Consider the following 24,439-nt stretch of genomic DNA (forward strand, 5'->3'; position numbering starts at 1 on the left):
TAGCCAGAATTGCGTTCGCCCTGATGAAAAACCAAAGCGAATACATCAGTAACGGGGGCAAAAAACTTTGCCCCCAACCATAGAATCTCCCACATCAGGGGCAACACTTTATCTGTGGGAGCGGGCCTGGCTGCGCCGTCAGCGCTGGAACACTTCGGCCAGCAGGTTGTGCATCGAGCGGAACGCGCGCTCCGAGGTGCGGCGGTCGTATTGCATCTTGCCCGGCACGTTGGCGTTGGGGTCGGTGAACGAATGCACCGCGCCGCCGTAGCTGAGCAACTGCCAATCCACCTTGGCCGCGTTCATCTCCTCCTCGAACGCCGGCAGCTGCTCCTTCGGCACCAGCGGGTCGGCAGCGCCATGCAGCACCAGCACCGAGCCCTTGATGCGCTTGGCGTCTTCCGGGTTCGGGGTATCCAGCGTGCCATGGAACGACACCGCAGCCCTCAGGTCGGCGCCGGTACGGGCCAGCTCCAGGGCGCAGCAACCGCCGAAGCAGAAGCCGAACGTGGCAACCTTGCCCGGCTCCAGCAAGGCCTTGGACTGCGCCAGCAGCTGCGACAACGCCTCGTTCATGCGCTTGCGCAGCTCGGCCCGGTCATTTTTCAGCGGCATCATCGCCGCACCGGCCTCATCTGCATTGGACGGGCGCACCGATTGCCCATACAGGTCGGCGATCAGCACCACGTAACCCTTCTCGGCCACTTCCTTGGCAATGCGCTCGGCGCCTTCGCCAATACCCATCCAGTTCGGCGCCATCACCAGGCCGGGCTTTGGCAGCGCGCCTGGCTCGTAGACCAGGCGGCTTTCATAGGTCTTGCCAGACAGGTGATAGACCAACGATTCGACGATTACCTTGCTCATCAAGCACTCCTTAGCTCACCATGAAAAAAGCCCGCCGAAGCGGGCTTTCCTGTGCATCAACTCAAGCAGACAGCTCGACCAGCAGCTTGTTCAGGCGACGAACGTAAGCCGCCGGGTCCTTCAGGCTGTCGCCGGCCGCCAGGGCCGCCTGGTCGAAGAGAATGTGCGAAAGCTCGGCGAAGCGGTCTTCGCTCTGCTCGTTGTCGAGCTTCTCGATCAGCGGGTGGCTTGGGTTGAACTCGAAGATCGGCTTCGAATCCGGCACCTTCTGCCCGCTGGCTTCGAGAATCTGGCGCATCTGCAGGCCCAGGTCCTGTTCGCCGATGGCGAGGATCGCCGGCGAATCGGTCAGGCGGTGGGAAACGCGCACTTCGGCAACGCTGTCACCCAGGGCGCCTTTGAGGCGCTCGACCAGGCCTTCTTTTTCCTTGGCGACTTCTTCCTGGGCCTTCTTGTCTTCGTCGGAGTCCAGCTTGCCCAGGTCCAGGTCGCCACGGGCAACGTCGACGAAGGCCTTGCCATCGAACTCGTTGAGGTAGCTCATCAGCCACTCGTCGATGCGGTCGGTCAGCAGCAGCACTTCGATGCCTTTCTTGCGGAAGACTTCCAGGTGCGGGCTGTTCTTGACCTGCGCGTAGGTTTCGCCGGTGAGGTAGTAGATCTTGTCCTGCCCTTCCTTGGCGCGCGCCAGGTAGTCGGCCAGGGCAACGCTCTGCTCGCCGCTGTCATCGTGGGTGGAGGCGAAGCGCAGCAGGCCGGCGATCTTCTCCTTGTTGGCGAAGTCCTCGGCCGGGCCTTCTTTGAGCACCTGGCCAAAGTTCTTCCAGAAGCCCTTGTATTGCTCAGGCTCGTTCTTCGCCAGCTTCTCCAGCATGTCCAGCACGCGTTTGGTCAGCGCGGTCTTCATCGAGTCGATGATCGGGTCTTTCTGCAGGATCTCGCGCGAGACGTTCAGCGACAGGTCGTTGGAGTCGACCACACCCTTGATGAAGCGCAGGTACAGCGGCAGGAACGATTCGGCCTGGTCCATGATGAACACGCGCTGCACGTACAGCTTCAGGCCGCGAGGCGCTTCGCGCTGGTACAGGTCGAACGGCGCACGGGCCGGCACGTACAGCAGCGAGCTGTATTCGAGCTTGCCTTCGACCTTGTTGTGGCTCCAGGCCAGCGGGTTCTCGAAGTCATGGCCGATGTGCTTGTAGAACTCCTGGTATTCCTCGTCCTTGATCTCGGTACGCGAACGGGTCCACAGGGCGCTGGCGCGGTTGACGGTTTCCCATTCCTCGGCCGGCTGCTCTTCGCCTTCGGCGGCTGCCTGCTCCTTGGGCAACTGGATCGGCAGGGCAATGTGGTCGGAATACTTCTTGACCACGTTGCGCAGGCGCCAGCCATCGGCGAATTCCTGCTCATCCTTCTTCAGGTGCAGGACGATGCGGGTGCCGCGCTCAGGCTTGTCGACGGTGGCGACTTCGAACTCGCCCTCGCCCTTGGACGACCAGTGCACGCCTTCGGCGGCGGGTTGGCCGGCGCGGCGGCTGTAGACGTCGACCTTGTCGGCAACGATGAAGGCCGAGTAGAAGCCCACGCCGAACTGGCCGATCAGGTGCGAATCCTTCTTCTGGTCACCGGTGAGGTTCTTCATGAAGTCGGCGGTGCCGGACTTGGCGATGGTGCCCAGGTGCGCGATGACGTCTTCACGGCTCATGCCGATGCCGTTGTCCTCGAGGGTCACGGTGCCGGCGTCTTTGTCGAAGCTCAGGCGGATCTTCAGATCGGCGTCGCCTTCGAACAGCTCCGGCTTGGCCAGGGCTTCGAAACGCAGCTTGTCGGCGGCGTCGGAGGCGTTGGAGATCAGCTCGCGCAGGAAGATCTCCTTGTTCGAGTACAGCGAATGAATCATGAGGTGCAGCAGTTGCTTCACCTCGGTCTGGAAGCCCAGGGTTTCTTTTTGTGTTTCCACACTCATGGTCTTCAAAACTCCGATCTGATGGCAGTTGGCGCCTGGCAGCCGATTCGGCCTGCGTTGACGGCGGATGTCATTCAGATGGGGGCTGACCCGATGATTTCAAGGGCTTTTCCGGTTCGATCTTGAAATGCGCGCGGGCCGTGGCGATCGGCGACTGCCGGTCAGCCTGCCAGGCGGTGATCGCCACGTTGGTCACCCGCCGGCCCTGGCGCCACAGCTGGCACTGGGCGTAGGTGTCGCGGTAGTGGCCGGCGCGCAGATAGTCGATGGAGAAATCGATGATTTTCGGGATGCTGGCGCTCTCGCTGTAGATCAGCAGGTACAGCGCTGCCGAAAGCTCCATGAAGCCTGCGATCACGCCGCCGTGGATGGCCGGCAGCAAGGGGTTGCCGATGTTGTCCTGGTTGGCCGGCAGGCAGAACAGCAGGTCGTCGCCCTGGCGCTGGCAGGTAATGCCGATCAGCGCGGCGTAGGGTATCAGGGCCAGCAATGGCTGGTAGTCGCCCACGGCGTGGGCCGCATTGAGCCGTTGGCGGACGTCTTCGGGGATCATGCGCCGCCCTCCTTCAGGCTGTTGCCGAAACGGATACCGCCCTTGATGTCCTGGCCCAGGCGCATGAAGGTGCCGACCACCTGGCAGATCGGCTGGTTCGGGTCGTCCTGGTAGGCGGCGCCGCGGGTGAAGATTACATCGCGGGTGACTCGGTAGCACTGCGCATGGCCGTAGATGGCCTTGCCCGGCTCGGCCGGGTGCATGTAGTCGATGCGCAGATCCAGGGTCGGGCACACCTCGAAGCGCGGCAGCACGCACAGCGTGGCCATGCCGCAGGTGGTGTCCATCAGCGTGGTCAGCGCGCCGCCGTGCACCGCACCGGTCTGCGGGTTGCCGACGATGGCGGGTGACCAGGGCATCATCAAGGTCATGCCTTCGGCATCTGCCTGGGCCACGCGCATTTGCAATACTTGGCAATGTTTGAGTGCCGACAAGAACCGTTCGGCCATGGCCATCAAGCTGGAATCGCTCATCGGTAGTTTCCCTGGCAACTGCCCGCTCGGCATAAAAGGGATAAAAAGTCTATATAGAACGCGGCGTTATATATCTGTAACCTCTGCGGAACTTATTCCGGAGCAGTGAACTCGAAGGAACAAGTCACTTATCCCACCAAGGAGATACACCCCCATGCGTAAACCTTTTGCTTTTGCTCTGATGCTGGCTGCTGCCATGGGCCTGGCTGCTTGCGATAAAGCGAGCGAAGACAAAGCCCAAGACGCACAGCAACACGCCGAGCAAGCCCAGGAAAAGATGGGCGAAGCTCAGGATAAAATGAACGACGCTGCCAAGGAAAACGCCGAAGCCGCCAAAGATCAGGCCGAAGCCGAGCAGAAGGCCGCCGAAGAAGCCGCACCGGCTACTCCGGCGCCGGAAACCGCGCCAGCCGAGCCTGCCAAGCAGTAATCGCGCTGTACAAAAAAACCCGACTTTGTCGGGTTTTTTTGTGCCTATAACTTTCGGATTAACCGTTTCAGTTAGTGGCAGTGGTTTCTTTGCCCAACTCTGCTGGTGCACTTTCCGTTGGCGTGAACACCATCACTTCGAGCACATCGGAGTGGAACTCGCGGCGATACAGAATCAGCACCACGCCCACACTCATGACCATGAACAACCAGGGGCTGATGAACCAGGTCAGCATGGCCATGCCGAAATAGTAGGAGCGCAACCCCAAGTTGAACTGGTTGGCCGCCAGCGACAATACCCGGGCGGCTCTTGAGGCAAAGGCCTTGCGCTCCAGTTCATTGACCAGGCGCTCGCCGATCATCGGCGCAGAGCCTACCAATACCGCTGCAAAGTTGTACTGGCGCATGCACCAGCTGAAGGTGAAGAAGGCGTAGACGAACACCATCGCCAGGCACAGCAACTTGATCTCCGACATGCCTTGGGAGGCCTGCTGCACCAGAGGCAGGTCGGCCAGCAATGACAGCGCACGGTCCGAGGCGCCCAGCACGGTGAGGATACCGGCCAGGATGATCAGGGTGCTGGAGGCGAAGAACGATGCATTGCGCTCGAGGTTGCCGATCACGCTGGCGTCGGCGATACGGTTGTCGCGCAGCAGCATGCGGCGCATCCAGTCTTCGCGATACAGGTGCAACACGCTGGCCAGGCACGCGGTGTCGCGCCCTTTCCAGATGGCATAGCGGGTGTAGCCGCCCCAGCAGAGCGCGAACCAGCAGATGGCCAGCAGGTTGTGAAGGTTGCTTTGGATGAAGTTCATGCAGGTTTCCCGAAGGCAAGGTGCACAAAGGATAGGAACCGGGTTTCGACGTCGGCAAGTCGGTAAAGACACACATTCGGCACAAAATGTTCATTGCCCGGCCTGGCCTCGGGAGACTCACTTGTGGGAGCCGGCTTGCCGGCGATGAGGCCCGTGCAGGCAAAAAAAAACCCGCATCCTTGCGAATGCGGGGTTTTCTGGTTTCCACCTGCGGCGCGCACCCTACGGCTTGTGGCCGGTGCCGTCGCCAGGCTTCAACGCATCAGGCCAGCGCTTCGCGCGGCTTGCCGAGCATGCGGTCGCAGGCCACGGCAGCCACCAGCGTCACCACCGAAGGCACCAGCCAGGCCAGGCCCTGGTCGCTCAGCGGCAGGTGCGCCATGAAGTCCGGCAGCACATGGGCGATGGTGCTGCCCTTGATCGCATCGACGATACCGAACACCAGCGACACCAGCATCACCGGCGCCAGGATGCGCGTGGGCGAGTTCCACAGCTCCTTCACGAAGCTCAGGCCCACCACCACGATGCAAGGCGGGTAGATGGCGGTCAGCACCGGGATCGAGAACATGATCAGCTTGGTCAGGCCCAGGTTGGAGATCACCAGCGAGAAGCCCGCCAGGATCACCACCAGCGCGCGGTACGACAGCGGCAGGATCTGGCTGAAGTACTCGGCGCAGGCACAGGTCAGGCCCACTGCGGTCACCAGGCAAGCCAGCGCGATCAGCACGGCCAGGAAGCCGCTGCCAAGCGAGCCGAAGGTGTGCTGCACATAAGCGTGCAGTACCGCCGCACCGTTGGTGGCATCGGCCGCGATGTCGTGGCTGCCGGCACCCAGGCGGAACAGGCTGATGTACACCAGCGCCAGGCCCACCCCGGCGATCAGGCCGGCGATGATGGCGTAGCGGGTGATCAGCTTGGGCGACTCGACGCCGCGCGAGCGGATGGCATTGACGATGACGATGCCGAACACCAGGGCACCCAGGGTGTCCATGGTCAGGTAGCCATCGGAGAAGCCTTTGGAGAACGCCGCGGCGGCATAGGCCGGCTGCGCTTCACCAATGGTCCCGGCCGGCAGCGCGAAGGCAGCGATGCCCAGTACCGCCAGGGCGATGATCTTCAGCGGCGCGAGGAAGCGGCCCACGGTATCGAGCAGCTTGCCCGGATACATGGACACGGCCAGCACCACGAGGAAGTACACCAGGCTGTAGATGAACAGGGCCAGCGGGCTTTCGCCAGTCAGCGGCGCCACGCCCACCTCGAACGACACGGTCGCGGTACGCGGGGTCGCGAACAGCGGGCCGACCGAGAGGTAGCACACAGCCGCCAGCAGGCCGCCGAAGAACTTGCCGATCGGGCTGCTCAGGGCATCCATGCCGCCACCGACCTTGGCCAGGGCGACCACGGTGATGACCGGCAGGCCTACCGCGGTCACCAGGAAGCCTAGTGCGGCCATCCACACGTGTGGGCCGGACTGCAGGCCGACGATAGGCGGGAAGATGATGTTGCCGGCGCCCACGAAAAGCGCAAACGTCATAAAGCCAAGCGCCAGGATATCCTGGCCTTTTAAAACTTTCATTTAGGGTAGTACCACACTGCTGAAATCGGGATTCGAGAAGGGATTTCCCTATGGATGAGGGAAATGCTGCCCGGCTTGATAGGCCAGACCCGTTTAGCGTGTCGTTCCCTTTTGGGGTACGGGCACAGAGTGAACGCGTAGATTAACCGTTTTACCCGGTAAACGCACTGCAACGCTGACGCTTGTCCGATGTGCGTACATGTTTGTCGTCTGTGTGACCGTGGACAGTAGGAATTATCCTCGGATTGACACATTCGTCTGCTTCAAAATTCCTATCAAACCCATCGAAAAATCCTGGTGACCCGCGCGTCTGCAGAAACGACAAAGGCCACCCGAAGGTGGCCTTTGTGCGCGTGGGGGTATTACGTGTTACTTACTTCTTGGCTTCCCAGCCAGTCAGCTCGGCCAGGGCCTTGCCGATGTCAGCCAGGGAACGCACGGTTTTCACACCAGCGTCCTGCAGGGCGGCGAACTTCTCGTCCGCAGTGCCCTTGCCGCCGGAGATGATGGCGCCAGCGTGGCCCATGCGCTTGCCCGCAGGTGCAGTAACACCGGCGATGTAGGAAACGACTGGCTTGGTCACGTGGGCCTTGATGTAGGCCGCGGCTTCTTCTTCAGCCGAACCGCCGATCTCGCCGATCATGACGATCGCCTCGGTCTTCGGGTCTTCCTGGAACAGCTTCAGGATGTCGATGAAGTTGGAGCCCGGGATCGGGTCACCGCCGATGCCGACGCAGGTCGACTGGCCGAAGCCGGCGTCGGTGGTCTGCTTCACAGCTTCGTAGGTCAGGGTGCCGGAACGCGAAACGATACCGACCTTGCCTGGCAGGTGGATGTGGCCTGGCATGATGCCGATCTTGCACTCGCCCGGGGTGATGACACCTGGGCAGTTAGGGCCGATCAGGGTAACGCCCAGCTCGTCGCACTTGACCTTGGCGTCCAGCATGTCCAGGGTCGGGATGCCTTCGGTGATGCAGACGATCAGCTTGATGCCGCCGAATGCCGCTTCCAGGATCGAGTCCTTGCAGAACGGAGCCGGAACGTAGATGACCGAAGCGTCAGCGCCGGTAGCTTCCACGGCTTCCTTGACGGTGTTGAACACCGGCAGGCCCAGGTGGGTGGTGCCACCCTTGCCTGGGGTGACGCCGCCGACCATCTTGGTGCCGTAGGCGATGGCTTGTTCGGAGTGGAAAGTACCCTGCGAGCCGGTGAAGCCCTGGCAGATGACTTTGGTGTCTTTATTGATCAGGACGCTCATTACTTGCCCTCCGCAGCTTTGACAACTTGTTGAGCAGCGTCGGTCAGGCTGGTTGCCGCAATGATGTTCAAACCGCTTTCTGCCAGTACTTTAGCGCCCAGTTCGGCGTTGTTGCCTTCGAGGCGAACGACGACCGGAACCTTGACGCCGACTTCCTTCACTGCACCGATGATGCCTTCGGCAATCATGTCGCAGCGAACGATGCCGCCGAAGATGTTGACCAGAACGGCCGCGACATTGCTGTCGGACAGAATGATCTTGAACGCTTCGGTAACGCGCTCCTTGGTGGCGCCGCCGCCTACGTCGAGGAAGTTGGCTGGCTTGCCGCCGTGCAGGTTGACGATGTCCATGGTACCCATGGCCAGGCCGGCACCGTTGACCATGCAGCCGATGTTGCCTTCGAGGGCAACGTAGTTCAGTTCGAACTTGGCAGCGTGGGCTTCACGGGCGTCGTCCTGGGACGGGTCGTGGAAGGTCTTCAGCTTGGGCTGACGGTACATGGCGTTGGCGTCGATGTTGATCTTGGCATCGAGGCAGTGCAGGTCGCCGTCGGCCTTGATGACCAGCGGGTTCACTTCCAGCAGCGCCAGGTCGTGATCCTTGAACAGCTTGGCCAGGCCAACGAAGATCTTGGCGAACTGTTGAACTTGCTTGCCTTCCAGGCCCAGCTGGAATGCCAGCTCGCGACCCTGGAACGGCTGAGCGCCGACCAGCGGGTCGATGGTGGCCTTGAGGATCTTCTCAGGCGTTTCGTGAGCGACTTTCTCGATGTCCACGCCACCTTCGGTGGAAGCCATGAACACGATACGGCGGCTCGAACGATCTACGACAGCGCCCAGGTACAGCTCTTTGGCGATGTCAGTGCAGGATTCGACCAGAATCTTGGAGACGGGTTGACCGTTGGCATCGGTCTGGTAGGTAACCAGATTCTTGCCCAACCACTGTGCAGCGAACGCCTTGGCGTCTTCCTTGCTGCGAACCAGCTTGACGCCGCCCGCTTTACCGCGACCACCGGCGTGAACCTGGGCCTTAACAACCCACTCGGAACCACCGATCTTGTCGCAAGCTTCTGCAGCTTGCTCAGGGGTATCGACAGCGAAACCCTTGGAAACTGGCAGGCCGTATTCAGCGAACAGCTGCTTACCCTGATACTCGTGAAGATTCATGCTTTTTACCGTCTTCGTTAGGTACTGCGCTTCGGCGCTGCGCCATTGCTGGCGCCGCACCACCTGTGACCGTTAACCCCGGTTTTTCCCGTGTAGTTCGATCCGGCGGACGTTCCGCGGTGAGTCATGCACGCAAGACTCACGACGGGCAGTCCGCCGTGGTTTCTTATAATTAACGCTTCTTACGGTTGGCCACGTGAATGGCGCCGCCATTCACTGCCAGCGCTGCTTCATGCAACGCTTCGGACAGGGTTGGATGGCTGAAGACCATCATGCCCAGATCCTCGGCACTGGTGCCGAATTCCATTGCGATTGCGCCCTGCTGCACCAGTTCGGCAGCCGATGGGCCAATCACGTGCACACCCAGTACGCGGTCGGTCTTGGCATCGGCGATGACCTTGACGAAACCACCGGTGTCGTTGGCTGCCATCGCACGGCCGCTGGCCGCGAACGGGAAGGTGCCTACGTTAACCTCAACACCCTCGGCCTTCAAGGCTTGTTCGGTCTTGCCGACCCATGCGATTTCCGGGTGGGTGTAGATAACCGATGGGATCAGGTCGTAGTTCATCTGGGCCTTGTGACCCTTGATGCGCTCGACGACCATGATGCCCTCTTCCGAGGCCTTGTGCGCCAGCATCATGCCACGCACCACGTCACCGATGGCGAATACGCCAGGTACGCTGGTGGCGCAGTGATCGTCGACGAAGATGTAGCCACGCTCGTCGATGGTCACGCCGCTGTCCGAAGCCAGCAGGTCGGTGGTCACCGGGCGACGGCCGACCGCGACGATCAGCTTGTCGAAGGTGATCTTCTGCTCGCCTTCGGCGTTGGTGTAGGTCACTTCGACTTCGTTGCCGTTGACTTTCGAGCCGGTCACGCGAGCGCCCAGCTTGATGTCCAGGCCTTGCTTGGTCAGGGTCTTCTGGGCTTCTTTCGACACGGCGGTGTCGGCAGCCATCAGGAAGGTGTCCAGGGCTTCCAGGACGGTGACTTCAGCACCCAGGCGAGCCCATACCGAGCCCAGCTCCAGGCCGATCACGCCAGCACCGATCACGCCCAGGCGCTTGGGTACCGATTGGAATTCCAGGGCGCCGGTGGAGTCGACGATGACGTTCTGGTCGACCGGAGCCGGCGGAATGTCGATCGGACGCGAACCGGAAGCCAGGATCACGTTCTCGGCTTCGATGACTTCGGTGGTGCCGTCAGCCTTGGTGACTTCGACTTTCTTGCCAGCCAGCAGCTTGCCGTGGCCCTGGATCGAAGTGACGCCGTTGGCCTTGAACAGGGTGGCAACACCGCCGGTCAGGTTCTTGACGATGCCAGCCTTTCGGCCAACCATCGCGGCCACGTCCATCTTCACTTCGCCAGTGGAGATGCCGTGGACGTTGAAGCTCTCTTTGGCTTCCTTGTACTTCCAGGAGCTGTCCAGCAGCGCCTTGGAGGGGATGCAACCTACGTTCAGGCAGGTGCCGCCCAGGGCCAGCTTGCCCTCGGCGTCGGTGTACTTCTCGATACAGGCAGTCTTCAGACCAAGTTGGGCAGCCTTGATGGCAGCCACATAGCCGCCAGGACCTGCACCAATCACCACTACGTCGAATTTCTGGGTCATAAAAGATTCCTTATCAGCTACAAGCTACAAGCCGCGAACCGCGCGGCCCCGCTTCTTTCGAGAGCGGGCGCCGAACGGTACGCAGCCAGAGGGTTAGATGTCCAGCAGCAGGCGAGACGGATCTTCCAGCAGGTTCTTGATGGTGACCAGGAAGGTTACCGCTTCCTTGCCGTCGATCAGGCGGTGATCGTACGACAGCGCCAGGTACATCATCGGGCGGATTACCACTTGGCCATTGATGGCCATCGGGCGCTGGATGATGTTGTGCATGCCGAGAATGGCGGCCTGCGGCGGGTTGACGATCGGGGTCGACATCATCGAACCGAAAGTACCACCGTTGGTGATGGTGAAGGTACCGCCGGTCATCTCTTCGATAGCCAGCTTGCCGTCACGGGCCTTCTTGCCGAAGGTGGCGATGCCGTTCTCGATTTCCGCCAGGCTCATCGACTCGGCGTTGCGCAGCACCGGTACCACCAGGCCACGGTCGCTGGACACGGCAACGCCGACGTCGGCATAGCCGTGATAGACGATGTCGTTGCCGTCGATCGAGGCGTTGACAGCCGGGAAGCGCTTCAGCGCCTCGGTAGCGGCCTTGACGAAGAACGACATGAAGCCCAGGCGCACGCCGTTGTGGGCCTTCTCGAACAGGTCCTTGTACTTCGAACGCAGGGCCATGACTTCGGTCATGTCGACTTCGTTGAAGGTGGTCAGCATCGCCATGTTCGACTGGGCTTCGACCAGACGCTCGGCGATCTTGGCACGCAGGCGGGTCATCGGCACGCGCTTCTCGGTGCGATCGCCAGCGGCAACCACGACCGGGGCAGCAGCTGCTGCTGCAGGCTTGGCAGCCGGAGCAGGAGCGGCTTTCTTGTTGGCAACGGCCGCAACCACGTCTTCCTTGGTTACGCGACCGCCTTTGCCGGTGCCGGCAACGGTGGCCAGGTCGATGCCATTCTCTTCAGCCAGCTTGCGCGCGGCTGGAGCGGCGACCGGGTCGTCTTCGCCAGCGTCAGCGGCAGCGGCAGCCGGAGCAGCAGCGGCCGGGGCAGCGGCTGGAGCGGCGGCGGCAGCGCCACCTTCAACGATCGAACCCAGTACTTCGTCGGACAGGACGGTTTCGCCCTCGCCCTTGACGATGTCGCCCAGCACGCCATCGGCGGTAGCCAGCACTTCCAGAACGACTTTGTCGGTCTCGATGTCGACGATCAGCTCGTCACGCTTGACGGCTTCGCCCGGCTTCTTGTGCCAGGTGGCAACGGTGCCGTCGGCAACCGATTCCGGGAAGGTTGGGGCTTTGATCTCGATAGCCATTATCAGTGTTTCCTTAAATTCGGTTTCAGGTGCGCGAAGGCGTTAGACAGTGAAGGCGTCTTGCAGCAGTTTTTCCTGCTGTTCGGCGTGCTTCGAAGCGTAACCACAAGCTGGCGCGGCAGAAGCGTCGCGGCCGGCGTATTCCAGGACCAGCGCCTTGTTGTGGCGGCCCAGGATACGGCGCATGTGGTGCTGGCTGCTGTACCAGGCGCCCTGGTTCATCGGCTCTTCCTGACACCAGACCGCATGCTTGAGGTTGGTGTACTGCGCCAGGATTTCGACCAGGTCGTCTTCCGGGAACGGATACAGCTGCTCGATACGCAGGATCGCGATGTCTTCGCGGCCTTCGGCACGGCGTTTTTCCAGCAGGTCGTAGTAGACCTTGCCGCTGCACAGCACCAGGCGCTCGACCTTGGCCGGGTCGATTGCATCGACTTCCGGGATCACGGTCTGGAACGAGCCTTCTGCCAGGTCTTCCAAGGTCGAGATGGCCAGCTTGTGGCGCAGCAGCGACTTCGGCGTCAGGACGACCAGCGGCTTGCGCAGCGGACGGATGACCTGGCGACGCAGCAGGTGGTAGATCTGTGCCGGGGTGGTCGGTACGCAAACCTGGATGTTGTGCTCGGCGCACAGCTGCAGGTAACGCTCCAGACGCGCGGAGGAGTGCTCCGGCCCCTGCCCTTCATAGCCGTGTGGCAGCAGCATGGTCAGACCGCACAGGCGGCCCCACTTGTGCTCGCCGCTGGTGATGAACTGGTCGATCACCACTTGCGCACCGTTGGCGAAGTCGCCGAACTGGGCTTCCCAGATCACCAGCGCGTTCGGCGTGGTGGTGGAGTAGCCGTATTCGAAGGCCAGCACGGCTTCTTCCGACAGGAAGGAATCGTACAGGTCGAAGCGCGGCTGGCCCGGGAACAGGTTCTGCAGCGGTACGTAGGTGCTGGCGTCCTTCTGGTTGTGCAACACCGCATGGCGGTGCGAGAAGGTGCCACGGCCGATGTCCTGGCCGGTCATGCGGATCGGGTGACCTTCGAACTGCAGGGTGGCGTAGGCCATGGTCTCTGCATAACCCCAGTTGATCGGCAGGCCACCGGCTTGCATCTTCTGGCGATCTTCGTAGATCTTCGATACCTGGCGCTGAACGACGAAGCCTTCTGGCAGTTCCAGCAGCTTGGCCGACAGTTCCTGCAGGGTCTTGAGGTCGAAGCGGGTGTCGTGACGCGCGGTCCAGGCGTGGCCCAGGTACGGACGCCAGTCGACGAACAGCTCGCGGTTCGGCTCCTTGACCAGGCTCTTGACCACGTGCAGGCCGTTGTCCAGCGCGTTGCGGTACTCGTCGATCTTGGCCTGAGCGCGCTCGGCGTCGATGCGACCGCCCTGGATCAGCGCTTCGGCATACAGCTCACGGGTGGTGCGCTGCTTGCTGATCTGCTGATACATCAGCGGCTGGGTGCCGTTCGGCTCGTCGGCCTCGTTGTGGCCGCGGCGGCGGTAGCAGACCAGGTCGATGACCACGTCACGCTTGAACTGCATGCGGTAATCGATGGCCAGCTGGGTCACGAACAGCACGGCTTCCGGATCGTCACCGTTCACGTGCAGGATCGGCGCCTGGATCATCTTGGCAACGTCGGTGGCGTACTCGGTGGAACGCGAGTCCAGCGGGTTGCTGATGGTGAAGCCAACCTGGTTGTTGATCACGATGTGCACGGTACCGCCGGTCTTGAAACCGCGGGTCTGCGACATCTGGAAGGTTTCCATGACCACGCCTTGGCCTGCGAACGCAGCGTCGCCGTGGATCGAGATCGGCAGTACCTTGTCACCCACGGTGTCGTTGCGGCGGTCCTGACGGGCGCGCACCGAACCTTCCACCACTGGCGAGACGATTTCCAGGTGGGACGGGTTGAACGCCATGGCCAGGTGAACTTCGCCACCGGGGGTCATCACGTTCGAGGAGAAGCCCTGGTGATACTTCACGTCACCGGAGCCCAGCTCGTTCATCTTCTTGCCTTCGAACTCGTCGAACAGCTCGCGCGGGTTCTTGCCGAAGGTGTTCACCAGCACGTTCAGACGGCCACGGTGGGCCATGCCGATGACGACTTCCTTGGTGCCGTAGGAGCCGGAGCGCTGGATCATCTCGTCCAGCATCGGGATCAGGCTTTCGCCACCCTCAAGGCCAAAACGCTTGGTGCCCGGGTACTTGGTGCCCAGGTACTTCTCAAGGCCTTCACCTGCGGTCACGCGCTCGAGCAGGTGGGCCTGCACGTCGGCGGAAAACTCCGGACGGCCGCGCACGCTTTCCAGGCGCTGCTGGAACCAGCTGCGCTGCTCGGAATCGGTGATGTGGGTGAATTCGGCGCCAATGGTGCGACAATATGTCTTCTGGAGCGCCTCGAAGATTTCGCGTAGGCTCGCTTCCTCTTTGCCGATGAACAGGTCGCCGGCACGGAAGGTCGTATCAAGATCGGCATTGGTCAAGCCGTAGTGATTGATCGACAGGTCTACGGGCGCAGGGCGCTGCCACAACCCCAACGGGTCGAGCTTGGCAGCCTGATGGCCGCGCATACGATAGGCCTGGATCAGTCGCAGAACTTCAACCTGCTTCTTCTCGTGTTCACTGCTCACGCTCCCGGCGGAAACCGGTTGGGCGCGGCGCTGGTTCTTTGCCAGCAGTACGAAATGGTCGCGGATTGTCGAGTGCGATACATCGGTAGCGGTGCTGCCGTCGGCGGGCAATTTCTGGAAGTAAGTGCGCCACTCTTCTGGCACAGCGTTAGGGTCGTGCAGGTAGAGCTCGTAGAGCTCTTCCACATATGCAGCGTTACCACCTGAAAGGTGGGCGCTTTCCCACATGCGCTGCATCACGCTTTCTTGCATGCTTGGTCACCCTCGGTTAGGGGACTGATCGGCGAGAGCCACAGCAAACCTGGAAAAGTCCGAACACAGCGACTGAACCACGCCACCTGGATCCTGCTGATTTTCCGGGTACCAGCCCGGAAGCCCCTGCTGGTCTCATATCTTCATAGGTATCGGGCGCGGGCTTTGTGGGCCCTTGCCCAGGTTTTACCTCAGTGCGGGCTCACCACCCGCACCTCGGCTTACTGCAGTTACAACACTTTTGAATCAGGTGCCGCTTTGCAGCAGCATGTTACGCACGTGACCGATTGCCTTGGTCGGGTTCAGACCCTTCGGGCAAACGTTGACGCAGTTCATGATCCCGCGGCAGCGGAACACACTGAACGGGTCATCCAGGGACGCCAGGCGCTCCTGGGTCTTGGTGTCACGGCTGTCGGCCAGGAAACGATAGGCCTGCAGCAGAGCGGCGGGGCCCAGGAACTTGTCCGGGTTCCACCAGAACGATGGGCAGGAGGTCGAGCAGCAAGCGCACAGGATGCACTCGTACAGACCGTCCAGCTTGTCGCGGTCTTCCGGCGACTGCAGACGCTCGATGGCCGGAGCCGGGGTATCGTTCTGCAGGAACGGCTTCACCTTCTCGTACTGCTTGTAGAAGATGCTCATGTCGACCACCAGGTCACGAATGACCGGCAGGCCAGGCAGCGGGCGCAGAACCAGCTTGTTGCCCTTGACCACGCCCGACAGCGGGGTGATGCAGGCCAGGCCGTTCTTGCCGTTCATGTTCATGCCATCGGAACCGCAAACGCCTTCACGGCAGGAACGACGGTACGAGAAACCTTCGTCCTTTTCCTTGATCAGCGCCAACACATCCAGAACCATCAGGTCCTTGCCGCCGGTATCGACGTCGAACGACTCCATCTTGGGCGCCGAGTCGGTGTCGGGGTTGTAACGATAAACTTCGACTTTCAACATAGCAGCCACCCTTAGTAAGTCCGGATTTTTGGCTCGAAGGCCGGAACGGTCTTCGGCGCAAAGTTGACGCCGCGCTTGGCAACGCGCTTCTCACCCGGGTAGTACAGGGTGTGGCACAGCCAGTTTTCGTCGTCACGGTCTTCGAAGTCTTCACGGGCGTGCGCGCCGCGGGACTCTTTACGGGCTTCGGCCGCAATGGCGGTAGCTTCGGCAACTTCCAGCAGGTTCTGCAGCTCCAGCGCTTCGATACGCGCGGTGTTGAAGGCCTGGGACTTGTCGTTGATCTTGACGTTGGCGATGCGCTCGCGCAGGCCAGCCAGCTGCTCGATACCCTTCTGCATGTATTCGCCAGTACGGAATACACCGAAGTAGTTCTGCATGCAGCTTTGCAGCTCGCGCTTGAGGCTGGCGACGTCTTCGCCGGTGGAGCGCTCGTTGAGCTTGTTCAGGCGGCTCAGGGCAACATCGATGTCGGTGTCGCTGGCGTCGAGGTGCTCGATGCCGTCGCTCAGTGCCTTCTCCAGGTGCAGGCCGGCAGCACGGCCGAACACCACCAGGTCGAGCAGCGAGTTGCCACCCAGGCGGTTGGCGCCGTGAACCGATACGCACGCCACTTCACCTACGGCGAACAGGCCAGGAATGATGTGATCCTTGCCTTCTTCGTCCATGGTGATGGCCTGGCCATGAATGTTGGTGGCAACGCCGCCCATCATGTAGTGGCAGGTCGGAACCACCGGCACCGGCGCGACGACCGGGTCGACGTGGGCGAAGGTCTTGGACAGTTCGCAGATACCTGGCAGGCGGCTGTGCAGCACTTCCTCGCCCAGGTGGTCCAGCTTCAGCAGTACGTGGTCCTTGTTCGGGCCCACGCCGTTGCCGGCGATGATCTCTTTGACCATGGAACGGGCAACCACGTCGCGGCCGGCCAGGTCTTTCGCGTTCGGCGCGTAACGCTCCATGAAGCGCTCGCCGTGGGCGTTGATCAGGTAGCCACCTTCGCCGCGGCAACCTTCGGTCACCAGTACACCGGCGCCGGCGATGCCGGTCGGGTGGAACTGCCACATCTCGATGTCCTGCACCGGTACGCCTGCACGCAGGGCCATGCCGATACCGTCACCGGTGTTGATCAAGGCGTTGGTGGTGGAGGCGTAGATACGGCCGGCACCGCCAGTGGCCAGAACGGTGGCCTTGGACTTGATGTACATGGTTTCGCCGGTTTCGATGCAGATCGCGATCACACCAACGAAAGCGCCTTCCTTGTTCTTCACCAGGTCAACGGCGTAGTACTCGTTGAGGAAGGTGGTGCCTGCCTTCAGGTTGCCCTGGTACAGGGTGTGCAGCAGCGCGTGGCCGGTACGGTCGGAAGCGGCGCAGGTACGGGCAGCCTGGCCACCCTTGCCGAAGTCCTTGGACTGGCCACCGAACGGACGCTGGTAGATACGGCCGGTTTCGGTACGCGAGAACGGCAGGCCCATGTGGTCCAGCTCGAAGACCGCAGCCGGGCCTTCCTGACACATGTATTCGATAGCGTCCTGGTCACCGATGTAGTCGGAACCCTTGACGGTATCGTACATGTGCCAGCGCCAGTCATCGTTCGGGTCGGCCGAGGCGATGGCGCAGGTGATGCCGCCCTGGGCGGATACAGTGTGCGAACGGGTCGGGAAGACCTTGGTGACCACGGCCGTCTTGTGACCGCCCTGGGCCAGCTGCAGCGCTGCGCGCATGCCGGCGCCGCCGCCACCGATGATGATGGCGTCGAAGGAAATAGTAGGAATGCTAGCCATGGATCAGATACCCCAGAGAATCTGCACACCCCAGACGAAGTAAGCGAACATCGCAACGCCGCATACCGCCTGGAACAGGAAACGAATCGCAGTCGCCGACTTGCCGAACGACATCGGCGTCAGGTAGTCGGTGGCGATGGTCCACATGCCGACCCAGGCGTGAGCGCCCAGGGCAACGAGGGCCAGCAGACTGAAGATCCGCATCGCGTTGTTGGAGAACAGACCGTGCCACTGGGCATAGTCGATGCCTGGGTGGGCGACCACGTAGCCGATCAGGAACAGGAAGTAAGCCGCGAGAACGACCGCCGATACGCGCTGCGCCATCCAGTCATAGAGGCCCGAACGCGACAGGTTCGTGACATTGGTTACCATACCCAAACTCCCACCAGAACGATCACCACCACGGAGATGACAATCACGATTTTCGAGCCCAGCTTGCCGCCTTCCAGCGTCTCACCGATGCCCATGTCCATGATCAGGTGGCGTACGCCTGCCACCAGGTGATACAGCAGGGCGGACAGCAGGGCCCAGGTCACCAGTTTGGCCAGCGGGCTGGTCAGACACGCCTTCACCTCGCCGAAGCCTTCCTCGGAACCCAGCGACTTGCCCAGTGCATAAAGCATGATGGCAAGGCCGAGGAACAGGATGACGCCGGAGATACGGTGAAGAATGGACGTGTACGCGGTGATCGGGAGCTTGATGGTCCTTAGGTCTAGGTTTACAGGTCGTTGGCTTTTCACGGCTTTTTTCACACTGAAGAGCCCCTAGCGAATCAGGGCAAAGTTGTTGGTAAGTGTACTGGTCAGGTACCCACCACCCAGGGAACGGCGACCCCCAGCAGTTCGGGCTTGCAAGCCCCAGGGAGTCGGGTGCCGAGTATAGACAGTTAGGCTGCTTATGACAACGGAAGGGGGTAGCCCAAATAGCGCATTGCCTTTAGCGAACAAAAGGCGTAAATGGGCGAGAATTTCGTGAAAAATCAGGCCTGCAGCCCGCTTTCAAGCAGCCTTTAGGCAAATTGACATTCGAATTTACTTCTCTATAGTGGTGCGGGCCCTGCGTGGGGGGTCTGTCTGATGATTTCAAGCATTAATAGGAGGCCACATGGCTGACAAAAAAGCGCAGTTGGTCATCGAGGGCGCTGCCCCCGTCGAGCTGCCCATTTTAACCGGCACCGTTGGTCCTGATGTAATCGACGTCCGCGGGTTAGGGGCCACTGGTCACTTCACCTTCGACCCCGGTTTCATGGCGACCGCCTCGTGCGAGTCGAAGATCACCTACATTGACGGCGACAAGGGCGTGCTGCTGCACCGCGGCTACCCGATCGAACAGCTCGCCGAGCAATCGGACTACCTGGAAACCTGCTACCTGCTGCTCAACGGCGAGCTGCCCAATGCCGAGCAGAAGGCTCAGTTCGTCAGCACCGTGAAGAACCACACCATGGTTCACGAGCAGCTGAAGTCGTTCTTCAACGGTTTCCGCCGCGACGCTCACCCGATGGCGGTGATGTGCGGTGTGGTCGGCGCCCTGTCGGCGTTCTACCACGACTCCCTGGACATCAATAACCCGCAACACCGCGAAATCTCCGCGGTGCGCCTGGTCGCCAAGATGCCGACCCTGGCCGCGATGGTCTACAAGTATTCCATGGGCCAGCCGATGATGTACCCGCGCAACGACCTGTCGTACGCGGAAAACTTCCTGCACATGATGTTCAACACCCCGTGCGAGATCAAACCGATCAGCCCGGTGTTGGCCAAGGCAATGGACAAGATCTTCATCCTCCACGCCGACCATGAGCAAAACGCCTCCACTTCCACCGTGCGCCTGGCCGGCTCCTCGGGTGCCAACCCGTTCGCCTGTATCGCCGCCGGTATCGCCGCACTGTGGGGCCCTGCCCACGGCGGTGCGAACGAAGCCGTGCTGACCATGCTCGATGAAATTGGCGATGTCTCGAACATCGACAAGTACATCGCCAAGGCCAAGGACAAGAACGACCCGTTCAAGCTGATGGGCTTCGGTCACCGCGTGTACAAGAACCGCGACCCGCGCGCCACCGTGATGAAGAAGACCTGCGACGAAGTGCTCGGCGAGCTGGGCATCAAGAACGACCCGCAGCTCGAACTGGCCATGCGCCTGGAAGAGATCGCCCTGACCGATCCGTACTTCATCGAGCGCTCGCTGTACCCGAACGTCGACTTCTACTCGGGGATCATCCTCAAGGCGATCGGCATTCCAACCAGCATGTTCACCGTGATCTTCGCCCTGGCACGTACCGTGGGCTGGATCTCGCACTGGAAGGAAATGCTCTCCAGCCCGTACAAGATTGGCCGCCCGCGCCAGCTGTACACCGGCGAGCTGCAGCGCGACATCGTCGAACTGAAGGACCGCAAGTAAGCTCCCCGAGCCGAACGCAAAAAAGGCTGCCCTCGGGCAGCCTTTTTTCATTGCCGTTCGCCTGTAGCGGCCTCAGTTCTTCTCGGCCCGCTCGCGCAACCCTTTCAGGGTATTGAACGGCGCATCGACCACGAACTTGTTGGCAACCATCGCCGGCACGCTGCCACCTGGCTCGGTGTGCACCTGGTAGGTCACTTCAGTGCTGTCACCCTTGGGCACCAGCTTCCAGAAGCCTTCGACTTTCGCCACCCGCACATAGCCCTTCTCTTCCGGGATATAGGTCGGCTCTTCCTTCAGGTTGCGGGTCAGGCTGCCGTCGGCATCCTTGACCGTGGTGACATGCAGCACCGAGTCGCGCGGCGTCACCGGCCATGGTGTATTGAAGCGGGTGTAGGTCCAGCTCTGGTCGCCTTCGTGCTTGAGCAGCTTCTGCGACTCGCACTCGTGAATCCAGGCACAGGCCCCGACCACGTCTTCCTGCAACGCCTGCACCTTGGCCAGAGGGGCCTTGATCAGGGTCACACCACGGTAGGCCTTGTACTTGGAGCCGGCCACCTCGCTGAGGGAGACCTTGATCCCGTCCTCGTCCTTGGCCACTTGCCAGTTTTCCGCCCAGGCGGCCGGCGCCAGCAGGACACCCATGCCACACAGCAGTGCAATACGCTTGAACGATCTCATCATCTTTATCCTTGTTGTCGAAGATCCAGCCTTGTCACGCCGCCGTCATCTGCTCCCACCAACCCAGAATCCTGATCGCCTCTTCACGGTCGCTGCCACACACCTCGACATCCGCCTGGAACCCTCCACACACCGCTGGCCGCTCGGGCTTGCCGAACAAGTCGCAGAGGTTGTCGACAGTCAGGTGCAGGCAGCGCTCACCGGCCGGCTTGCCCTCAGGCATGCGCGGCATCGCCGAGCTGATGGACGGGGCGATGCAGCAGGCACCGCAACCCTCGCGACACTTCATGAAAACAGGACTCCCTGGAGCAAGACGGGACGAACGTCCCTGGATAGTAACCGCTCAAACATGCGTTTGAAATTGCTGACCCGATGAAATCTGCCGTGACCCGGCAGTCAGTTGGGTACGGCTATTGGCGGAACTGGAATTCGATGGCCGCACCTTCCACATCGCGCCGGCTGTCGTTGCGCAACTGCAGCTGCATTTCGTTGCTGATCAGGCGGCCGTTGAGCTGGAACGGGCTGTCGTCGGTTTCCGGCTTTTCGGTGAACATGGCCGGCAGCAAAGGTTTGCGCCTGGGCGGCGTGCTGCCGACGCTGGGCTCAAGCTCGTTGACCATGTCGGCGGGCAGGCTCAGGTCCAGCTTGGCCTTGGGCAATGGCTGGCGCACCGCCTTGCTGACGGGTTTGTGCACCGGCTTGGCCTTGCTTTTGGCCGGCTTGGCAGGCTGCTTGGGCGCAGGCTTTGCCGCCTTGTCCTGCGCCTGCACGGCAGGCTGCGCAGCCTCGGCCACTCCAGCGGGCAGGTACAGGGGCACGAGGCAAACGATCAGGGCAAGGCTACGCAACAGTTTCATGGACATCGGCGGACAGGCTGGCAAAGTGCCTATGCTCTACGTTCCGCCCGCCCCTGGCAAGCCTTACAAAAGTGGAGTCGCCGACTCGCGGCACAATTGCTGGGCCAGCAAGCCCAGGGTGATCACCGCCCGCTCGGCTTCCTTGTTCCACGGTATCCCGCAATTAAGGCGTATGCAGTGGTTGAACTGCTCGGTATTGCTGAAGATCAGCCCCGGCGCAATGCTGATCCCCTGCTCCAGCGCGCGCACGTGTAATTCCTGGGTATTGACCCGCCCCGGCAGGCTCACCCACAGGATGAAACCGCCCGTGGGCCGGGTCATCTGCGTACCTTCGGGGAAGTGCTGCTGCACCGCCAACTGGTAGGCACTGAGGTTCTTGCGGTACTCCTGGCGAATGTAGCGCAGGTGGCGGTCGTAACCGCCGTTTTCCAAATAGGCGGCCACGCCCATCTGCGTCACGCTGCAGGCCGAATGGGTGGTGAAGGTCTGCAGCCGCTGAATCTCATCCTGATAGCGCCCCGCAACCATCCAGCCGACCCGCACACCCGGTGACAAGGTCTTGGAAAAACTCGAGCAGTAGATGACCCGGTCGAGCCGGTCGAACGCCTTGAGCGCCTTGGTCTTGCCCTGCTCGAACATCAGTTCGCCATAAATGTCGTCTTCGACGATCTGGATGTCGAAGTCCGACGCCAGGCGCAACAGCTGCTTCTGCCGCTCTTCAGGGACGGTGCCGCCCAAAGGGTTGCTCAGGCGCGTGGTCAGCACCAGCGCCTTGATCGACCACTGGTTGGCCGCCAGCTGCAAGGCCTCCAGGCTGATGCCGGTGGACGGGTCACTGGGAATTTCGATGACCTTCAGCCCCAGCAAGTCCGCCAGCTGCAACAGGCCGTAATAGGTGGGCGACTCCGCCGCGATCAGGTCGCCCGGGCGGGTCAGCACCCGCAGCGACATCTGCAAGGCATCGACACACCCATGGGTGACGATCACCTCGCGCGGGTCCACCAGCACGCCGGCATCGCGCATGCGGATGGCGATCTGCCGGCGCAGCGGCTCGAACCCCGGGCTGAACATGTAGCTGAAGGCGCGCGGGCTGTGAAAGCGGGTGACCTTGGCAATCTGCTGATGCAGGGCCCGCACCGGCAGGTAGTCGACGTGAGGCACGGCAGCACCGAAGGGGAACACGCCGTCACGGCGCGCCTCGGTCAGTACCTGCTGGATGATGCTGGCCCGAGTGACCAGGCCAGGCCGCTCGACCCGGGCGATATCCGGGGTCTGCGCGGTCAGAGCCGGGGTCTGGTGAACGTAGTAGCCCGACTGCGGCCGGGCGCGAATCAGGCCCTGGTCTTCGAGATTGGCATAGGCCTGCAGCACCGTGGCATGGCTGACATTGAGCTGGGCGCTCATCTTGCGCACGGACGGCACCCGCTCGCCTGGCTGGTAGACACCACGGCGGATGTCATCGGCCAGTTGCTGGGCGATACGCTGGTACAGCAGCAGGTTGGTCATGGCGGGCGGCTCGTTGTTCTTGTGCGACTCACTGGCGGTAGAGAATACCGTAACAGTTGCAAAGTGTACTGGGACAGATTGCAGAATAGTCGACATTACAGTTACGTGGCACCTGTGAACCTCATCGCCGGCAAGCCGGCTCCCACCGTTTCAGCACCTGCCATGGAGCTGTGTGAGCCGGCTTGCCGGCGAGAGGCCGCCGCGATCAGCGCGCCGGTGCGAGCTTGCCCTTCTCGTCGGAGAAGACGATTTCCACCCGGCGGTTCTGCGCCCTGCCCCGCTCCGAGGCATTGGCCTCGATCGGATACTGGTCGCCATAGCCCTCGACCTGCAGGCGCTTCTCATCGATACCCAGGTCGACCAGCATGTCGGCCACTGCCTGGGCGCGGTCGCGCGACAGCTTGAGGTTGTCCTCCGGCGCACCGGTGCTGTCGGTATAACCCTCGATGCGCACCACGCGACGCGGGTTGAGCTGAAGGAACTGCACCAGCTTCAACACCGTGCGGCTGGCCGAGTTCTTCAAGTCGGCACGGCCGGTGTCGAACAGCACATCGCCCAAGGTCATCACCAGGCCACGGTCAGCCTGCTCCGAGGCCAGCGCGGCAATCTGCGTTTCGACCCACTTGCCCTGCTGCTGCACGCTGGCCAGCTTGGCCTCGCGCAATGCCAACTGCAGGCGCTGGCGTTCGAGGTCGAGCTTGGCCAGGCGCTCCTGGTTCAGCGCCAGCTTGGCATGCTCGCTGGCGATCTCGCTGTAACGCTCGCTCAGGTAGGCGTAATGGCGCACGTCACTGCCGGTGCCGATGTAGCTGGACAGGCGTTCGGCCCGCGCCAGCGACTCGCCAGCACGGATCACGTCACGCGGGGCACTGCGCAGCACATCGGAATCGTCCTTGACCTTCTGGAACGCTGCCGTGGCATCGTCCAGTGCCGCAGAGCTGCGTTGGCTGGCACAACCCTGCAAGCCTGCCACCAGCGCCAGCAAGGCCAGCGCCGCCATCGGTCTGCCGCGCATCATGGCTGCACCTCCAGCTGCTTGCGCAGGCGCTTGACCCGCTGCTGCAGCACGTCGAGCTGCTCGTCGCTCTTCTGGTTCAGCACCTGCGCCTCGGCCAGGCGCGCATCCAGCTCGGCCTGTTCGGCACGCATGCGGGCGTCACGATAGTCTTCGGTGAGCATGTTGGTCTTGGCCCGGGCGAACTTGCCTTCAGCCAGCTTCATCGCCTCGACCTGGTCGGTGGCACCGACCGCCTTGGCCTGTTCCAGCGCCTGCTCGGAAATACGCATCTGCTCATTGGGCGCCGGGTCATTGGCGCAGCCAGCCAGGCCGAGCACAGCCACGGCAAGGATCAGTGATTGGGTTCTCACGCACTCT

The 24,439-nt window shown here is 61.8% G+C and carries 23 protein-coding genes; 2 read left to right on the plus strand and 21 right to left on the minus strand.

Annotated elements, in window-relative coordinates; genetic code table 11:
* Positions 1-138: 138 nt before the first annotated feature.
* The 4 genes from ACIPG5_RS21870 to ACIPG5_RS21885 form a co-directional block, all read right to left on the minus strand.
* Entirely contained in the window at positions 139-864 is a 726-nt protein-coding gene (locus ACIPG5_RS21870; protein ID WP_176516589.1) for a dienelactone hydrolase family protein, read from the minus strand.
* A 61-nt stretch (positions 865-925) separates the two neighbouring features.
* Positions 926-2,830: a molecular chaperone HtpG gene (gene htpG / locus ACIPG5_RS21875; RefSeq protein WP_401378111.1), complete on the minus strand. Its 1,905-nt coding sequence runs from the start codon at positions 2,828-2,830 to the stop codon at positions 926-928.
* 70 nt (positions 2,831-2,900) lie between these two features.
* Entirely contained in the window at positions 2,901-3,383 is a 483-nt protein-coding gene (locus tag ACIPG5_RS21880) for a PaaI family thioesterase (protein ID WP_176516594.1), read from the minus strand.
* Positions 3,380-3,856, minus strand: a complete 477-nt coding sequence (locus ACIPG5_RS21885; protein WP_286915624.1) for a PaaI family thioesterase — start codon at positions 3,854-3,856, stop codon at positions 3,380-3,382. Before ACIPG5_RS21885 ends, ACIPG5_RS21880 begins: the two co-directional genes overlap by 4 nt.
* A gap of 154 nt (positions 3,857-4,010) precedes the next feature.
* On the opposite strand from ACIPG5_RS21885, the gene ACIPG5_RS21890 reads away from it, so the two are divergent.
* A complete protein-coding gene (locus ACIPG5_RS21890) occupies positions 4,011-4,286 on the plus strand; it encodes a hypothetical protein (protein WP_079229000.1) in 276 nt (91 codons plus the stop codon).
* A 67-nt stretch (positions 4,287-4,353) separates the two neighbouring features.
* Here the strand turns inward: ACIPG5_RS21890 and ACIPG5_RS21895 are convergent, their stop codons facing one another.
* The 11 genes from ACIPG5_RS21895 to sdhC all read right to left on the minus strand — a co-directional run bounded on the left by ACIPG5_RS21895 (position 4,354) and on the right by sdhC (position 18,381).
* On the minus strand, positions 4,354-5,100 hold the full coding sequence (locus ACIPG5_RS21895) for a DUF599 family protein (RefSeq protein WP_314615272.1): 747 nt from the start codon (positions 5,098-5,100) through the stop codon (positions 4,354-4,356).
* Positions 5,101-5,362: 262 nt separating this feature from the next.
* Positions 5,363-6,676 (minus strand): branched-chain amino acid transport system II carrier protein, encoded by a 1,314-nt coding sequence (gene brnQ / locus ACIPG5_RS21900; RefSeq protein WP_176516601.1) that lies wholly within the window; start codon positions 6,674-6,676, stop codon positions 5,363-5,365.
* A 373-nt stretch (positions 6,677-7,049) separates the two neighbouring features.
* Positions 7,050-7,934 (minus strand): succinate--CoA ligase subunit alpha, encoded by an 885-nt coding sequence (sucD, locus tag ACIPG5_RS21905; RefSeq protein ID WP_003254203.1) that lies wholly within the window; start codon positions 7,932-7,934, stop codon positions 7,050-7,052.
* Entirely contained in the window at positions 7,934-9,100 is a 1,167-nt protein-coding gene (gene sucC / locus ACIPG5_RS21910; protein WP_011534748.1) for an ADP-forming succinate--CoA ligase subunit beta, read from the minus strand. The genes sucD and sucC overlap by 1 nt, the downstream gene beginning before the upstream one ends.
* A 172-nt stretch (positions 9,101-9,272) precedes the next feature.
* Positions 9,273-10,709 carry a dihydrolipoyl dehydrogenase gene (gene lpdA / locus ACIPG5_RS21915; RefSeq protein WP_176516603.1) on the minus strand — a complete coding sequence of 479 codons (1,437 nt, stop codon included), beginning with the start codon at positions 10,707-10,709 and terminating at the stop codon, positions 9,273-9,275.
* 93 nt (positions 10,710-10,802) lie between these two features.
* A complete protein-coding gene (odhB, locus tag ACIPG5_RS21920) occupies positions 10,803-12,020 on the minus strand; it encodes a 2-oxoglutarate dehydrogenase complex dihydrolipoyllysine-residue succinyltransferase (protein WP_401378117.1) in 1,218 nt (405 codons plus the stop codon).
* A gap of 42 nt (positions 12,021-12,062) precedes the next feature.
* The gene (locus ACIPG5_RS21925; protein WP_176516607.1) at positions 12,063-14,894 is read right to left on the minus strand and encodes a 2-oxoglutarate dehydrogenase E1 component; all 2,832 of its coding nucleotides are present in this window, start codon (positions 14,892-14,894) and stop codon (positions 12,063-12,065) included.
* A gap of 246 nt (positions 14,895-15,140) precedes the next feature.
* Positions 15,141-15,845, minus strand: coding sequence for a succinate dehydrogenase iron-sulfur subunit (locus ACIPG5_RS21930; protein WP_012315348.1), 705 nt, complete (start codon positions 15,843-15,845; stop codon positions 15,141-15,143).
* A gap of 11 nt (positions 15,846-15,856) precedes the next feature.
* A complete protein-coding gene (sdhA, locus tag ACIPG5_RS21935; protein ID WP_176516609.1) occupies positions 15,857-17,629 on the minus strand; it encodes a succinate dehydrogenase flavoprotein subunit in 1,773 nt (590 codons plus the stop codon).
* Between the two features lie 3 nt (positions 17,630-17,632).
* Entirely contained in the window at positions 17,633-18,001 is a 369-nt protein-coding gene (gene sdhD / locus ACIPG5_RS21940) for a succinate dehydrogenase, hydrophobic membrane anchor protein (RefSeq protein ID WP_054899920.1), read from the minus strand.
* On the minus strand, positions 17,995-18,381 hold the full coding sequence (gene sdhC / locus ACIPG5_RS21945) for a succinate dehydrogenase, cytochrome b556 subunit (protein ID WP_077068487.1): 387 nt from the start codon (positions 18,379-18,381) through the stop codon (positions 17,995-17,997). Before sdhC ends, sdhD begins: the two co-directional genes overlap by 7 nt.
* Before the next feature lie 352 nt (positions 18,382-18,733).
* Here sdhC and gltA point away from each other — a divergent pair, with 352 nt between their 5' ends.
* Positions 18,734-20,023, plus strand: coding sequence for a citrate synthase (gene gltA / locus ACIPG5_RS21950; RefSeq protein WP_012315351.1), 1,290 nt, complete (start codon positions 18,734-18,736; stop codon positions 20,021-20,023).
* A gap of 72 nt (positions 20,024-20,095) precedes the next feature.
* Here gltA and ACIPG5_RS21955 read toward each other — a convergent pair whose 3' ends face one another.
* From ACIPG5_RS21955 to ACIPG5_RS21980, 6 genes are all read right to left on the minus strand, one after another.
* Complete coding sequence (locus ACIPG5_RS21955; RefSeq protein WP_176516611.1) at positions 20,096-20,701, minus strand: START domain-containing protein; 606 nt, start codon at positions 20,699-20,701, stop codon at positions 20,096-20,098.
* A 34-nt stretch (positions 20,702-20,735) separates the two neighbouring features.
* Entirely contained in the window at positions 20,736-20,990 is a 255-nt protein-coding gene (locus tag ACIPG5_RS21960; protein ID WP_008091885.1) for a YkgJ family cysteine cluster protein, read from the minus strand.
* A 121-nt stretch (positions 20,991-21,111) separates the two neighbouring features.
* Positions 21,112-21,558, minus strand: coding sequence for a hypothetical protein (locus ACIPG5_RS21965; protein WP_176516613.1), 447 nt, complete (start codon positions 21,556-21,558; stop codon positions 21,112-21,114).
* A 63-nt stretch (positions 21,559-21,621) separates the two neighbouring features.
* A complete protein-coding gene (locus ACIPG5_RS21970; RefSeq protein WP_236238083.1) occupies positions 21,622-23,064 on the minus strand; it encodes a PLP-dependent aminotransferase family protein in 1,443 nt (480 codons plus the stop codon).
* Between the two features lie 205 nt (positions 23,065-23,269).
* The gene (locus ACIPG5_RS21975; protein WP_176516617.1) at positions 23,270-24,082 is read right to left on the minus strand and encodes an OmpA family protein; all 813 of its coding nucleotides are present in this window, start codon (positions 24,080-24,082) and stop codon (positions 23,270-23,272) included.
* Positions 24,079-24,432 carry a DUF4398 domain-containing protein gene (locus tag ACIPG5_RS21980; RefSeq protein WP_176516619.1) on the minus strand — a complete coding sequence of 118 codons (354 nt, stop codon included), beginning with the start codon at positions 24,430-24,432 and terminating at the stop codon, positions 24,079-24,081. The genes ACIPG5_RS21975 and ACIPG5_RS21980 overlap by 4 nt, the downstream gene beginning before the upstream one ends.
* Between the last annotated feature and the right edge of the window lie 7 nt (positions 24,433-24,439).

The organism is Pseudomonas sp. NPDC087029, from assembly GCF_044745345.1.
Classification (GTDB): domain Bacteria; phylum Pseudomonadota; class Gammaproteobacteria; order Pseudomonadales; family Pseudomonadaceae; genus Aquipseudomonas; species Aquipseudomonas faucium.

What these genes read in the sequence shown, in the direction of transcription:
- ACIPG5_RS21870 (WP_176516589.1), bottom strand. Translation starts at nt 864, where the DNA reads ATGAGCAAGGTAATCGTCGAATCGTTGGTCTATCACCTGTCTGGCAAG.
- htpG (WP_401378111.1), bottom strand. Translation starts at nt 2,830, where the DNA reads ATGAGTGTGGAAACACAAAAAGAAACCCTGGGCTTCCAGACCGAGGTG.
- ACIPG5_RS21880 (WP_176516594.1), bottom strand. Translation starts at nt 3,383, where the DNA reads ATGATCCCCGAAGACGTCCGCCAACGGCTCAATGCGGCCCACGCCGTG.
- ACIPG5_RS21885 (WP_286915624.1), bottom strand. Translation starts at nt 3,856, where the DNA reads ATGAGCGATTCCAGCTTGATGGCCATGGCCGAACGGTTCTTGTCGGCA.
- ACIPG5_RS21890 (WP_079229000.1), top strand. Translation starts at nt 4,011, where the DNA reads ATGCGTAAACCTTTTGCTTTTGCTCTGATGCTGGCTGCTGCCATGGGC.
- ACIPG5_RS21895 (WP_314615272.1), bottom strand. Translation starts at nt 5,100, where the DNA reads ATGAACTTCATCCAAAGCAACCTTCACAACCTGCTGGCCATCTGCTGG.
- brnQ (WP_176516601.1), bottom strand. Translation starts at nt 6,676, where the DNA reads ATGAAAGTTTTAAAAGGCCAGGATATCCTGGCGCTTGGCTTTATGACG.
- sucD (WP_003254203.1), bottom strand. Translation starts at nt 7,934, where the DNA reads ATGAGCGTCCTGATCAATAAAGACACCAAAGTCATCTGCCAGGGCTTC.
- sucC (WP_011534748.1), bottom strand. Translation starts at nt 9,100, where the DNA reads ATGAATCTTCACGAGTATCAGGGTAAGCAGCTGTTCGCTGAATACGGC.
- lpdA (WP_176516603.1), bottom strand. Translation starts at nt 10,709, where the DNA reads ATGACCCAGAAATTCGACGTAGTGGTGATTGGTGCAGGTCCTGGCGGC.
- odhB (WP_401378117.1), bottom strand. Translation starts at nt 12,020, where the DNA reads ATGGCTATCGAGATCAAAGCCCCAACCTTCCCGGAATCGGTTGCCGAC.
- ACIPG5_RS21925 (WP_176516607.1), bottom strand. Translation starts at nt 14,894, where the DNA reads ATGCAAGAAAGCGTGATGCAGCGCATGTGGGAAAGCGCCCACCTTTCA.
- ACIPG5_RS21930 (WP_012315348.1), bottom strand. Translation starts at nt 15,845, where the DNA reads ATGTTGAAAGTCGAAGTTTATCGTTACAACCCCGACACCGACTCGGCG.
- sdhA (WP_176516609.1), bottom strand. Translation starts at nt 17,629, where the DNA reads ATGGCTAGCATTCCTACTATTTCCTTCGACGCCATCATCATCGGTGGC.
- sdhD (WP_054899920.1), bottom strand. Translation starts at nt 18,001, where the DNA reads ATGGTAACCAATGTCACGAACCTGTCGCGTTCGGGCCTCTATGACTGG.
- gltA (WP_012315351.1), top strand. Translation starts at nt 18,734, where the DNA reads ATGGCTGACAAAAAAGCGCAGTTGGTCATCGAGGGCGCTGCCCCCGTC.
- ACIPG5_RS21955 (WP_176516611.1), bottom strand. Translation starts at nt 20,701, where the DNA reads ATGAGATCGTTCAAGCGTATTGCACTGCTGTGTGGCATGGGTGTCCTG.
- ACIPG5_RS21960 (WP_008091885.1), bottom strand. Translation starts at nt 20,990, where the DNA reads ATGAAGTGTCGCGAGGGTTGCGGTGCCTGCTGCATCGCCCCGTCCATC.
- ACIPG5_RS21965 (WP_176516613.1), bottom strand. Translation starts at nt 21,558, where the DNA reads ATGAAACTGTTGCGTAGCCTTGCCCTGATCGTTTGCCTCGTGCCCCTG.
- ACIPG5_RS21970 (WP_236238083.1), bottom strand. Translation starts at nt 23,064, where the DNA reads ATGACCAACCTGCTGCTGTACCAGCGTATCGCCCAGCAACTGGCCGAT.
- ACIPG5_RS21975 (WP_176516617.1), bottom strand. Translation starts at nt 24,082, where the DNA reads ATGATGCGCGGCAGACCGATGGCGGCGCTGGCCTTGCTGGCGCTGGTG.